We start from the raw sequence: 12177 nt of genomic DNA on the forward strand, positions 1-12177 counted from the left end.
GAACCTCAACGGCTCGATCCCCGGCCGCGACACGCCCGAGGTCCGCTCGATCTCGTATCCGCTGGTCTACAAGGCCCTGACCGATCCGGAGAAGTAGACCCCAAATAGCAAGAAGGCGGCGCTATGGTTTCCCACGGCGTCGCCTTCTCATCCAGGCTCTGCAGCCTGAGGTCTCAAGGTCTTCGACGCTTCTGGTTCGCGAGGTCGCCCTGGCTGGCTGTCTTCGTCGTCGTGACCCTTTCGAGATCGACTTCCGGGTCGCCCCAGTCGCCAGTCTCTCGGAGCCTTCTGCTTGCTGGGTGGTCCGGTCTCCCGGGTCTCCTGCGCGGCAGTTCCTTTCGACAATTGGAGGCTCGCGCCGATCGGATCGGCTGGCAAGCGGACTTGCGCGCCAGCGTGCGGCCGAGCGGTGGACAACCGGTGCAAAACGCAGTGGAAAACCAGCGTTAGGCGAAATGTCGTCAGCCCTCAAAGTTATCCACAGCTTCGCGCATTCAGGTCTCAGGACTCCAATTCGGCAGTCGCAGGTTCTCCACCAGAAAGTCGATGAAGGCCCGCACCCGCGCCGGCAGGTGGCCGCCCTGCCCGAGGAACACCACGTGGACCTCCAGCACATCGCCGGGGTTGAACGCCTCCAGCACCGGAACAAGCCGCCCGGCCGCGATGTCGCGGGCTGCTGAGAAAGCGCTCATCCGCGCCAGCCCAGCCCCGGCCAGCGCCAATTCACGCAAGCTCTCCCCATCCCCGACCTGCACCGCCGCCACCCCGGGCAGATAGGCCACCTCTCCATCCGCCCCCAGGAACGGCCAATTGCGGACGCTGCGGGTGAAATTGAAGTCGAGCTGATCGTGACCAGCGAGGTCCTGCAGCGTTGTCGGCACGCCCCGCCGGGCCAGATAGTCCGGTGAGGCCACCACGACCGACCGGCTCTCGCCCAGCTTTCGCGCCATCAGGCTTGAGGACTGCAGATCGCCCACCCGGATCGCGACATCGGCCCGTTCATCCAGCAGATCCACGACTTGATCGGTCAGGACGATGTCCAAGGTGACCTCAGGATGTTTGGCGAGGAAGTCGGGGACCAGCGGCAGCAGGAGCTGGCGCCCCAGCCCCATATTGCTGTTCACCCGCACCCGCCCGCGCGGCGCCGCGCCGGCCGTCACTTCACGCTCGGCCTCGTCGATATCGGCCAGCACCTGGGCCGAGCGCGCGTAGAAAGCCGCGCCCTCCGCCGTCAATTGCAGTTTGCGGGTCGAGCGGTTGAGCAGCCGCGCGCCCAGTCGCGCCTCCAGCCGCGCCATCAACTTACTGACCGCCGAGGGCGTGATCCGTAGGGCGCGGGCCGCGGCCGAGAGGCCTCCGGTCTCAACCACCCGGACGAAGACCTCCATCTCGGTCGAACGATTGACGTCGGGCCTGGCCATATTGGACTTGAACTCACATCTTATATTCCAAATGGCACTCTAATTCACTGATCGGATTGGCGCCATCTAGCCGGGACCACGCCGCCAGTCCCGGAGTCCTCCATTGCCCCTCGCCCTCTACGCCCTCACCGCCGGAGCCTTCGGGATCGGGGTGACCGAGTTCGTCATCATGGGACTGCTGCTGCAGGTCTCCGGCGATCTTGGCGTCTCCATCTCAGCCGCGGGCCTGTTGATCACCGGCTACGCGCTCGGTGTCTTCGCCGGCGCGCCGCTGCTGACCATCGCCACCCGCCGCCTGCCGCAGAAGACCACCCTGGTCTGGCTGATGGTCATTTTCACCCTCGGCAACCTGGCCTGCGCCCTGGCCCCGACCTACGAGACCCTGATGATCGCCCGGATTATCACGGCTCTCGCCCACGGCACCTTCTTCGGTGTCGGCTCGGTGGTCGCCGCTGGTCTTGTCCCGCCAGAACGCCGCGCCTCGGCCATCGCCCTGATGTTCACCGGCCTGACCGCCGCCACCCTGGTCGGGGTCCCATTTGGCGCCTGGCTGGGCGCAGCCTTCGGCTGGCGCTCGACCTTCTGGGCGGTGACCGGCATCGGCGTCTTCGCCGCCATCGTGCTCATCGCTTTCGTGCCGCGCGCCAAGAAGGCCCCCGAGGTCGGCCCGCTGGCGGACGAACTGGCGGTGCTGAAGCGCCCGCAGGTCTTGCTCGGGCTCCTGATGACGGTTCTAGGCTTCGGCGGCGTCTTCGCGGTCTTCACATACATCCAGCCGATCCTCACCCAGATCACCGGCTTTCCGCTCGCCGCAGTCTCTCCAATCTTGCTGGTGTTCGGCGGCGGCCTGGTGGCCGGCAACGTACTGGGCGGCAAGTTCGCCGACCGCGCCCTGACACCCGCCCTGTTCGGAACCCTGGCGGCCTTGACCGTGGTCATGGTGGCCATGACCTTCTTCCTGGAGAGCAAGGTCGCGGCGGTAATCTTCACAGGCTTGCTGGGCGCCGCGGCGTTCGCCACCGTGGCCCCATTGCAGCTTCGGGTGATGGAGGCGGCCGGCGGCGCGGGCCAGACCCTGGCCTCCAGCCTCAACATCGCGGCCTTCAACCTCGGCAACGCCCTGGGCGCGTGGCTGGGCGGGACGGTCATCGATCACGGCCCGGGCCTACACGCCGTCACCTGGATCGGCGCCATCATGCCCGCCGCCGCAATAGCCGCGGCGCTCTACAGCCAACGCCTGGCGACTAAGCCCGCCTTGGCCTGCTGATACGAAAACGGCTCCCTCGTTCGAGGGAGCCGTTTTCAGTTTCGATTGCGCGCCTTCCTGTCCGGGAAGGCTTTCGCGGTTGCTACTCCGCCGCGGCGGTCGCCTTGGGCGCGCGGCGCACTTCCACCACCCGCACCCGCGTGCCGTCCAGCCCCAGGGCCAGTTCACCACGCTTCAGCCTCAGGGCGTCCTCTCCGAACGCCTCGCGGCGCCAGCCGGTGAGCGCGGGGCTCTTGGCGTTGTCGTCATTGGCGATCTGCTCGAGATCCGACATCGTGGCGATCAGCTTAGAAGCCACGCCCGCATCTTCGGACCGCGCCTTCAGCAGCACCTTCAGCAGTTCGACGACCGCGCCCGCCGCCGGCGACGCGTGATGCTTGGCGCGCTCAACGACCGGAGCATAGGCCTCCGGATCCTTCAGGGCCTCGCGCACGGCGGCCAGCAGGTCAGGCCCGAACCGCGAGCCCGAGAAGCCCTTGGGCACCGAGCGCAGACGGTCCAACGCGTCCGCGTCGGTCGGGGCCTGCGTCGCGACCTCGTCGATCGCATCGTCCTTCAGGATACGGCCACGCGGTTGGTCGCGGATCTGAGCGGTGCGTTCGCGCCAGGCTGCGACAGCCTTGAAAACCGCAAGGTACTTGGCCGTGTGGCGGCGTGGCTTGAGTCGCTTCCAGGCGTTTTCCGGCGTCACATCATAGAGCGCTGGATCAGCCAGGCTGCGCATCTCATCGACCACCCAGGCCAACCGTCCCTCGGTCTCCAGCCGCGAACGCAGCATCGGATAGAGTTTGGCCAGGTGCGTCACATCGCCCAGGGCGTAGACGAGCTGCGCCTCGGTCAGCGGTCGCCTGGCCCAGTCGGTGAACCGCGAGGACTTGTCGATCTCGATCTTCAGCATCTGGCGGACCAGCGCGTCATAGGCGATCTGTTCGCCGAACCCGGCCGCCATGCCCGCCACCTGGGTGTCGAACAGCGGAACCGGCATCGCCTTCAGATTATTGAAGATTTCGACGTCCTGGCGGGCGGCATGGAACACCTTCTCGATGCTCGGATCCCGCAGGATTTCAAGGAAAGGCTCAAGGTCCAGCCCGTCGGCGAGGGGGTCGATGACCGCCTCGGCGTTGGGGGCTGCGGCCTGGATCAGGCAGAGCTTGGGCCAGTAGGTGGTCTCGCGCATGAACTCGGTGTCTACGGCGACGAAGGCTTGGCCTTTGATCTTGTCGCAGAACGCCTGGAGTTCGGCGGTGGTTGTAATCGGCGTCATCAAGTAGCTATACGCTCGCGCAACCCCGAGTCTGCAAGCGCCGGATGCGCGCTGGCGTTAATTTCTGCCTCCCCTGAGCCCAAAAGGCGTCACATGACCGATCGACCCAATGGCCTCACCTACGCCCAGGCGGGCGTCGACATCGACGCCGGGAACGACCTGATCGAGCGTATCAAGCCCCTGGCCAAGGCCACTCGCCGTCCCGGAGCGGACGCCGCCTTGGGCGGTTTCGGCGCCTTGTTCGATCTGAAAGCGGCCGGCTACGCCGATCCGCTGCTGGTCTCCACGACCGACGGCGTCGGCACCAAGCTCAAGATCGCCATCGACACCGACCAGCATGACACGGTCGGCATCGACCTGGTCGCCATGTGCGTCAACGACCTCCTGGCCCAGGGCGCCGAACCGCTGCTGTTCCTGGACTATTTCGCCACCGGCAAGCTGAACGTCGAGGAAGCCACCCGTGTGGTCGCCGGCATCGCCGAGGGCTGCAAGCAGGCCGGCGCGGCCTTGGTCGGCGGCGAGACCGCTGAGATGCCCGGCATGTACGCCGAAGGTGACTACGACCTGGCCGGCTTCTCGGTCGGCGCGGTCGAGCGCGGCGCGGTGCTGCCGACCCTCGACACCCAGAAGCCCGGCGACCTGCTGATCGGTCTTGGCTCCTCGGGCCCGCACTCGAACGGCTACTCGCTGGTTCGCCGTGTGGTCGAGCGTTCGGGCCTGGCCTGGGACGCTCCCGCGCCGTTCGCCGAAGGCAAGACCCTGGCCCAAGCCCTGATGGCCCCGACCCGGATCTACATCAAAAGCGTCTTGCCCCAGATCAAGGCTGGCCGGATCAAGGGCGCGGCTCACATCACCGGCGGCGGCCTCATTGAGAACCCGCCCCGCGCCATCGCCGAGGGCCTGGAAGCCAAGTTCGATTGGGAAGCCTGGGCCCTGCCCCCGGTCTTCCAATGGCTGGCCGAGGTCGGCGGCATCTCCGAGCACGAACTGCGCCGCACCTTCAACTGCGGGGTCGGCATGATGCTGATCGTCAGCCCCGAGAACCTGCCCGACGTCCTCGACGGCCTGCTCCACGCCGGCGAAGACGCCTTCGTCTGTGGCGAACTGGTCGAGGCTTAGGGGCCCTAACTTCCTCTCCCTCGGGAGAGGTCAGGTGAGGGGGGCGACGCGCAGCGGCGCATCGGCCCCCTTACTTGCCCTTAAACACCGCCGACCGCTTCTGGTTGAACGCCGCCACGCCCTCGCGGCGATCAGCCGTGCGGAACAGACGATTGTACTCCGACAACTCCAGTTCCATCGCCTGGTCGAGCGGCAGGGCGGCCCCGCCGCGCACCACGGCCTTCAGCGCCTTCACCGACAACGGCGCCTTGCTGGCGATCACCTGGGCGCGCTCCAACACCTGAGCCATCAGCTCGGCGGCTGGAACCACGCGGTTCACCAGGCCAAACTCCAACGCCTGAGCCGCATCGACCGGCAGGCTCGACATCAGCAACTCGGCAGCGCGGCGCTCTCCAACGGCCCGCGTCACGAACTGGGTCCCGCCAAGCCCTGGAATAATTCCCAGCCCAACCTCGGGCAGCCCCATCTTGGCGGTGTCGGCGACCCAGGCGAAGTCGCAGGCCAGGGCCATCTCGGCGCCGCCGCCCATGGCCGCGCCGTTCACCGCCGCGATGATCGGGAACGAACAGGCCAGCTGGGCGCGGATCATCGCCTCGAACATCACGTGCTGGTCCGACCAGGCCTGATCGCTCATGCCGTCGCGTTCCTTCAAGTCCGCCCCGGCGCAGAAGAACCGGCCCGCGCCGGTCAGCACCGCCACCCGGATCGTCGGATCGGCCGCCAGCTCGGTCCATAGCGCCAGCAGTTCCTCGCCCATGGCCGTGTTCAGCGCATTGGCGGCCTCCGGGCGCGACAAGGTCACCACCCGTACACCCGGCGACGGCTCGCTCAGTTCGATCGTGCTGGTCATCGTCCCTCCGGTCCGGCGACCACGCCGGTGTCATGCAATCGCGCGATTTCGCCCGAGGAGAGCCCTAGCACCTCCGCCAAAACCTCGTCGGTGTGCTGTCCCAGCTTCGAAGCCGCCCGCGCCGGCGCCCGAAGATCCTGTGGGATCGTCCCGGCGAAGCCGGCAGCGGGATAGGTCCGTCCGCTGGGGTGGACCACGTCGCTGAACACCGGATTGCCCTTGATGAGCCGGGGGTCTTCCGCCGCCTTGCTCATCGGCTGATACGGCCCCCAGCACACGCCGGTCGTCTCGAAGGCGGGCTTCAACTCTTCCAGGGTCTTGCGGGCGAACGCGGCCTCGAAGATCGGGAACAGCCGCCCGCGATGATCGAACCGCAGCCCCTCGTCGCTCGCGAAGCTCAAGCCCAGCTCGGCCTCCAGCGCCGCCACCGGCGCTTCGATCTCCAGCACCGCCAGCAGGCCCTTCCACTGACGCGGCGTGATCGCCACCAGCATGATTTGCTGGCCGCCCTTGAGCATGAAATCGCGCCCGAAAGCGCCATAGAGGTCGTTGCCCATCCGCGGCCTGTCCGGTCCCGCCAGGCTCTCGGCCAGATAGCCGAGATTGGCCATGGTCGATCCGGCGATGTCCGACAGCGGAATACGGATCTCACGCCCTTTCCCGTCCCGGCTCCGCGCATGCAGCGCCGCGACCAGGGCGAAGGCCGCATAGGCGCCGGTCAGCAGGTCCCAGGTCGGCACCACGTTGTTCACGGGGCGCAGGTCATCCGGATGCCCATTCATCATCGGCACGCCGATGGCGCTGTTGACGGTGTAGTCCACCGCGGGCCCGCCATCGGCCCAGCCCATGACCCGCGCGCAGATCAGGTCAGGCCGCAGCGCGCCGAGCTTTTCGTAGGAAAGAAACCCCTCGACCGGAAAGTTGGTGACGAACACCCCGCCCTCTTCGCCCGGCGCCGCCGCCAGCCGGGCCGCCAGTTCGCGACCCTCGGGCCGGCCAAGGTCTAGCGCGACCGACTTCTTGGACTTGTTCAACCCCTCCCAATAGAGGCTGTCGCCCCCGGGCGTCAGCGGCCATCGCCCGAAATCTGGCCCGCCGCCGATATTGTCGAACCGGATCACCTCGGCCCCAAGCTGGGCGAGATACAGCCCGCAGGTCGGCCCCGCCACGAAGGCCGAACCCTCGACCACGCGCAGCCCCTTCAGAAGGTCGTACATTCAAAACTCCAGCAGGGCGCTCTCGCCTCAGAAACTCTTCGGCATCCCCAGCACGTGGGTCGCCACGTGGCTGAGGATCAGGTTCGTGGAGATCGGGGCCACTTGATAGAGCCGCGTCTCGCGGAACTTTCGCTCGATGTCATAGTCCTCTGCGAAGCCGAACCCGCCGTGAGTCTGCACCGCCATGTCCGCGGCGAACCACGAGGCCTCCGAGGCGACCATCTTGGCCATATTGGCCTCGGTCCCGCACGGCTCGCCGGCGTCGAACATCGTCGCGGCCTTGTCGACCATCAGTCCGGCGGCGGTGAGCTGCACATAGGCCCGGGCGATCGGGAACTGGACGCCTTGGTTCTGGCCTATCGGCCGGCCGAACACCTCTCGCTCCTTGGCGTAGGCGCTGGCCCGGTCGATGAAGAACTTGCCGTCGCCGATGCACTCCGATGCGATCAGGATGCGCTCGGCGTTCATGCCGTCGAGGATGTAGCGGAAGCCCTTGCCCTCCTGCCCCACCAGATTGGCGACCGGCACTTTCAGTTCGTCGAAGAACAGTTCCGTCGTGGCGTGGTTCAGCATGGTCCGCACCGGGCGGATGGTCAGGCCGTTTCCCACCGCCTCGCGCAGATCGACGATCAGCACGCTCATGCCGTCCGACGGTTTGGCCGCGTCCTCGCGGGCCGTGGTCCGACAAAGCAGCACCATCAAGTCGGAGTGCTCGGCGCGGCTGATCCACAGTTTCTGGCCGCTGACCACATAGTGGTCGCCCTCACGCCGGGCGAAAGTTGAGATCCGAGTGGTGTCGGTCCCAGCCGTTGGCTCGGTGACGCCGAACGCCTGCAGGCGCAGTTCTCCGGTGGCGATCTTCGGCAGATAGGCCTCTTTCTGCGCATCGCTGCCGTGCCGCAGGATCGTGCCCATGGTGTACATCTGGGCGTGACACGCCCCGCCGTTGCAGCCCGAGCGATGGATCTCCTCCAGCACCGCCGTCGCGGCGGCCAGGCCCAGCCCCGAGCCGCCATAGGCCTCCGGAATCAGCACGGACAGGAACCCGGCCTGCGTCAGGGCCTGGACGAACTGCGTCGGATAGGTCCGGTCGCGGTCGAGCGCGCGCCAATATTCGCCGGGGAACTGGGCGCAGAGCTTGCGCACCGCATCGCGGATCTCCGGAAAGCTCTCGCTGACGTCCAACACGATCCTCCACCACGGCCGCGCGCCGCGCCCTCAGCTAGCGCATATGCCCCCGGCGGTGAAACCCATGCCGTAGCGTTAGGCGGCCAGGTCCAACCGTCGGGCGATCTCGGCCCAGGCCGCCCCTCCCAACTCACGATCAGCTTGCGGCGTCCCGCCCCAGGCCCGGGCCGCCGGCTCCGGCGGTTGGAGCTCGCCAGGAAACACCGGGCTATGGCCGGCGTGGGGATGCTCGATAATAGTCGCCCGCCTGCCATGCTGCTCCAACCGCGCTGCTATGGCGCGCGCGGCGGTCTCCGAGGGCCAGAGCAGGTCGCCCGCCCCAGCGACCAGGATGATTTCGGCCCGCGCCGCTTCCACCGGGATGCTGGCGGCGGGGACATCCTCGGCGAAGGTCCTCAGGCTCTTTTCACAAGTCGGTCGGTAGATCTGCCGTTCGCCAGCCGCCGGCCAGACTCTTGGATCGTAGACGATGAACGGGAGAGCCCGACCCTGCCATGTGAAGGCCGAACGCGGCGGCCACCGCACGCCGTCGAGCCCAGGTCCAAAATCCGGCCAAACCACATGGGTCGGGCTGATGGCGATCGCGATATCGACGCGCGGATCGCGCACGGCGGTCAGCAGCGCGGCCTCGGCGCCTCTCGAGGTCCCCAGGATCGCGATCCTGGTGCAGCCCTCGGCCTGCAAGCGATCGATCCCCTTGATGAAGACCTCCAGCGGAATGAGGTTGATGCCCGGCGCTTGCCTCTCTCCGCCCCACCAGCGCTGGGCCAGGGCCACCGCGCCGCACTCGGCGAACCTACGCGCTCTGTCCACATCGACCCGGCCGCTGGACCCGGTCAGCACCAAGACGCCCAAGCCGGACGCCTGAGCGGGGTAAGCCAGCGCGCCCTGGACCTCTCCGGTCAAGGTGACAATCTCAATCACGACTTGGGTCCCCACAGCTTTGCTCGGGTGAGGATGCGACGCGCAGGGCCGGGCGCTCAAACGATGTCTCGGCCGGCCGTTCGTGAACTAGGCGCACAACGGCCCGCGCGACCCCGCGTGCTGCAACAACGCCGGGAGATACAATTTCTTACCGATTATCAACCTTACTGGGACGGAACTTCAGCGCGCCTGAATTGTTCGACCCGCATGGATCGCAAGAACGTGAAACGTAACGAGCGTCTGCATAAGGAAGCCGAGGGCCTATGGGCGGCCTTGTCGCAGGAGCCGCCGCCGCAGGGCCTGCACGGCGCCGGCTTGCTCGACGCCGCCCTGCACCTGAATAGCGCCGGACCCTACGACCGCCTGTACTCGCCGCACCTGCGCCCGAGCCAGATCACGCGTCCGCGCTAGATCCTGATTTCGAAATAGGCCGTGTCGCTACCGCTCGTATAGCCGAGCAGGCGGATCCGGCAGCCGCGGCCATCGTCGAGAACGAGCGCCGCCTCGCCTGCTCGGAACAGCGCCTCGGCGACGTCCGGCTCGGTACGCAGCAAACCCCGCAGGGGGACATGGGCCGAGGCCAGAGTCCTCATCTGCCCGGTGATCTCGTAGGCGACCTGCAACTCGTGGCCGGCGAACTTCAGGTCGCCTGCGCCGGCTGTGACGATGGGGGGTGCCTTACGAATGATGCCGCTCCTTGAAAACAAGCAGGCCCCGCCCGGCTCTTTGCCGAACGGGGCCTGACTGATGCGGCTGGTCTCTGGAGGGACCAAATGGGCTCATGCCGCGCTAGATCAACGCGGCACGAGCTCCACCGTTCCCGACGCTCTTAGCCGACGATTTGGTCGTCGGTGAAGAACTGAGCGATTTCCAGCTTGGCGTTGTCTTGGCTATCCGAACCGTGGACCGAGTTTTCGCCGACGTTCAGGGCGAACAGCTTACGGATCGTGCCTTCGGCGGCTTGTTCCGGGTTCGTGGCGCCCATGACTTCACGGTACTTGGCGACGGCGTTTTCGCCTTCCAAGACCTGCACGACGACCGGCGCCGAGGTCATGGTTTCGACCAGTTCGCCGTAGAACGGGCGCTCGGCGTGGACTTCGTAGAACTTCTTGGCCTGGGCTTCCGTCATTTGGATGCGGCGCTGAGCGACGATGCGCAGGCCCGCGTCTTCGATCACCGCGTTGACCTTGCCGGTGAGGTTCCGCTTCGTGGCGTCCGGCTTGATGATCGAGAAGGTGCGTTCGGTCATTGTCTCTGACTTGTCTTTGTATTGTTGGGGAGGCGCGGAGCCCCGCGCGGGTGGCGGGCTTATAACCGCACCATGTGACATCGCCAAGCAGGGCGGTCGCCGGCGCCTCCGGGGACAATGGACGCATTCCCACAAGAGCCTCCCTCTGATAAGCCCCCGCGCTCGCCATGCTGCAAATCAATGATCTGACCTTCGACGCTTGGGGCCGCCGGTTTTTTGACCACGCGACCGTGAGCATTCCTGTGGGAGCCCACGTGGGCCTCGTCGGCCGCAATGGGGTGGGTAAATCCACGCTGTTCAAGCTGATCCTCGACCAACTCCACGCCGGCGACGGCGAGATTGGCTATCCGAAGACCGCGCGTATCGCCTCGGTGGACCAGGAACACCCGGCGACCCCGGTGTCCCTGCTCGACACCGTGCTGGCCGCCGACGAAGAGCGCGAGCGCCTGACCAACGAGCTCGAGACCGCCGAGCCTGAGCACATGGGCGAGATCTACGCGCGGCTCTATGAGATCGGCGCCGACCGCGCGCCGTCGCGCGCCTCGGAAATTCTCTCCGGTCTTGGCTTCTCCAACGCCGATCTGTCCCGTCCGATGGCCGAGTTCTCCGGCGGCTGGCGGATGCGCGTGGCCCTGGCCGCGGCGCTGTTCGCCGAGCCTGACCTGCTGCTGCTCGACGAACCGACCAACTATCTCGACCTTGAAGGCGCGCTCTGGCTGGAAAGCCGGCTGAAGAAGTACCCCCACACTGCGGTCATCATCAGCCACGACCGCGAGATCCTGAACAATAGCTGCGACCACATCCTGCATCTCGCGGACGGCAAGCTGACCATCTACACGGGCGGCTACGACAGCTTCGAGCGCCAGCGCGAAGAAAAGGCCCGCCTGCAGGAGGCCAACAAGGCCAAGGTCGACGCCCAGCGCGCCCACCTCCAGGCCTTTGTCGATCGCTTCCGCGCCAAGGCGTCCAAGGCAACCCAGGCCCAGTCGCGCCTGAAGATGCTGCAGAAGCTGCCGCCGGTCTCCTCTGTGGTCGCCGAACACGTCGCGCCCTTCATCCTGCCCTCGCCCGAACGCCCCCTGGCCCCGCCGCTGCTGCGCCTGGAAGGCGTGTCGGCCGGCTATGACGAGACGCCGATCCTCAAGCATCTGAACCTGCGCCTCGACCTTGACGACCGCATCGGTCTGCTCGGCGTCAACGGGGCCGGCAAATCGACCTTCGCCAAGCTGGTCGCCGGCGCGCTCAAGCCGCAATCGGGCGAGTTCACCCGCTCGGCCCGGCTCAAGGTCGGCTGGTTCCATCAGCACCAGATCGAAGCCCTGAACCCCAAGGACACGCCGCTCGACATCATCCGCACGGTGATGCCGGAAGCCTCCGAGGCTAGCCGCCGCGCGCGCCTGGCCCAGTACGGCCTGGGCCACCAGAAGGTCGAGACCACGGTCGACAGCCTATCGGGCGGCGAGCGCGCCCGCCTGCTGCTCAACCTCGTGGCGCTTGAGGCTCCGCACCTGCTGATCCTCGACGAACCGACGAACCACCTCGACATCGACTCGCGCCGCGCCCTGCTGGACGCGTTGAACGAGTACGAGGGCGCCGTCATCCTGATCACCCACGACCGCTCGCTGATGGAACTGGTCGCCGACCGCCTGTGGCTGGCCAGTGACGGGAGCATCGCGCC

Annotated in this window: 12 protein-coding genes; 4 read left to right on the top strand and 8 right to left on the bottom strand. The window is 66.9% G+C overall.

Annotated elements, in window-relative coordinates; all coding sequences use genetic code 11:
• Window positions 1-494: 494 nt before the first annotated feature.
• Complete coding sequence (locus Q7T84_RS13270; protein ID WP_304809663.1) at window positions 495-1421, bottom strand: LysR family transcriptional regulator; 927 nt, start codon at window positions 1419-1421, stop codon at window positions 495-497.
• Window positions 1422-1524: 103 nt separating this feature from the next.
• On the opposite strand from Q7T84_RS13270, the gene Q7T84_RS13275 reads away from it, so the two are divergent.
• Window positions 1525-2688 (top strand): MFS transporter, encoded by a 1164-nt coding sequence (locus tag Q7T84_RS13275; RefSeq protein WP_304809665.1) that lies wholly within the window; start codon window positions 1525-1527, stop codon window positions 2686-2688.
• Window positions 2689-2770: 82 nt separating this feature from the next.
• Here the strand turns inward: Q7T84_RS13275 and rnd are convergent, their stop codons facing one another.
• Window positions 2771-3952, bottom strand: coding sequence for a ribonuclease D (gene rnd / locus Q7T84_RS13280; RefSeq protein ID WP_304809668.1), 1182 nt, complete (start codon window positions 3950-3952; stop codon window positions 2771-2773).
• 93 nt (window positions 3953-4045) lie between these two features.
• Here rnd and purM point away from each other — a divergent pair, with 93 nt between their 5' ends.
• A complete protein-coding gene (gene purM / locus Q7T84_RS13285; protein WP_304809670.1) occupies window positions 4046-5071 on the top strand; it encodes a phosphoribosylformylglycinamidine cyclo-ligase in 1026 nt (341 codons plus the stop codon).
• 70 nt (window positions 5072-5141) lie between these two features.
• Here the strand turns inward: purM and Q7T84_RS13290 are convergent, their stop codons facing one another.
• The 4 genes from Q7T84_RS13290 to Q7T84_RS13305 form a co-directional block, all read right to left on the bottom strand.
• A complete protein-coding gene (locus Q7T84_RS13290) occupies window positions 5142-5921 on the bottom strand; it encodes an enoyl-CoA hydratase/isomerase family protein (RefSeq protein WP_304809672.1) in 780 nt (259 codons plus the stop codon).
• Complete coding sequence (locus tag Q7T84_RS13295; RefSeq protein ID WP_304809674.1) at window positions 5918-7138, bottom strand: CoA transferase; 1221 nt, start codon at window positions 7136-7138, stop codon at window positions 5918-5920. Before Q7T84_RS13295 ends, Q7T84_RS13290 begins: the two co-directional genes overlap by 4 nt.
• A gap of 27 nt (window positions 7139-7165) precedes the next feature.
• The gene (locus Q7T84_RS13300; protein WP_304809675.1) at window positions 7166-8326 is read right to left on the bottom strand and encodes an acyl-CoA dehydrogenase family protein; all 1161 of its coding nucleotides are present in this window, start codon (window positions 8324-8326) and stop codon (window positions 7166-7168) included.
• A 75-nt stretch (window positions 8327-8401) separates the two neighbouring features.
• Window positions 8402-9250 carry an acyl-CoA thioester hydrolase/BAAT C-terminal domain-containing protein gene (locus Q7T84_RS13305; protein ID WP_304809677.1) on the bottom strand — a complete coding sequence of 283 codons (849 nt, stop codon included), beginning with the start codon at window positions 9248-9250 and terminating at the stop codon, window positions 8402-8404.
• 222 nt (window positions 9251-9472) lie between these two features.
• On the opposite strand from Q7T84_RS13305, the gene Q7T84_RS13310 reads away from it, so the two are divergent.
• Window positions 9473-9661, top strand: a complete 189-nt coding sequence (locus Q7T84_RS13310; protein ID WP_304809679.1) for a hypothetical protein — start codon at window positions 9473-9475, stop codon at window positions 9659-9661.
• Here the strand turns inward: Q7T84_RS13310 and Q7T84_RS13315 are convergent.
• The gene (locus tag Q7T84_RS13315; RefSeq protein ID WP_304809682.1) at window positions 9658-9957 is read right to left on the bottom strand and encodes a hypothetical protein; all 300 of its coding nucleotides are present in this window, start codon (window positions 9955-9957) and stop codon (window positions 9658-9660) included. The two genes, Q7T84_RS13310 and Q7T84_RS13315, sit on opposite strands and share 4 nt — an antisense overlap.
• Before the next feature lie 122 nt (window positions 9958-10079).
• Window positions 10080-10499 (bottom strand): nucleoside-diphosphate kinase, encoded by a 420-nt coding sequence (ndk, locus tag Q7T84_RS13320; protein ID WP_304809683.1) that lies wholly within the window; start codon window positions 10497-10499, stop codon window positions 10080-10082.
• Window positions 10500-10666: 167 nt separating this feature from the next.
• On the opposite strand from ndk, the gene Q7T84_RS13325 reads away from it, so the two are divergent.
• Window positions 10667-12177: ABC-F family ATP-binding cassette domain-containing protein (locus tag Q7T84_RS13325; protein ID WP_304809685.1), on the top strand; the 1511-nt coding region annotated here is incomplete at its 3' end.

The organism is Phenylobacterium sp. (genome assembly GCF_030654915.1).
In the GTDB taxonomy this organism is placed as follows: domain Bacteria; phylum Pseudomonadota; class Alphaproteobacteria; order Caulobacterales; family Caulobacteraceae; genus Phenylobacterium.

Coding starts and splice junctions, on each gene's coding strand:
- Q7T84_RS13270 (WP_304809663.1), bottom strand. CDS start 1,421: ATGGCCAGGCCCGACGTCAATCGTTCGACCGAGATGGAGGTCTTCGTC.
- rnd (WP_304809668.1), bottom strand. CDS start 3,952: ATGACGCCGATTACAACCACCGCCGAACTCCAGGCGTTCTGCGACAAG.
- purM (WP_304809670.1), top strand. CDS start 4,046: ATGACCGATCGACCCAATGGCCTCACCTACGCCCAGGCGGGCGTCGAC.
- Q7T84_RS13290 (WP_304809672.1), bottom strand. CDS start 5,921: ATGACCAGCACGATCGAACTGAGCGAGCCGTCGCCGGGTGTACGGGTG.
- Q7T84_RS13295 (WP_304809674.1), bottom strand. CDS start 7,138: ATGTACGACCTTCTGAAGGGGCTGCGCGTGGTCGAGGGTTCGGCCTTC.
- ndk (WP_304809683.1), bottom strand. CDS start 10,499: ATGACCGAACGCACCTTCTCGATCATCAAGCCGGACGCCACGAAGCGG.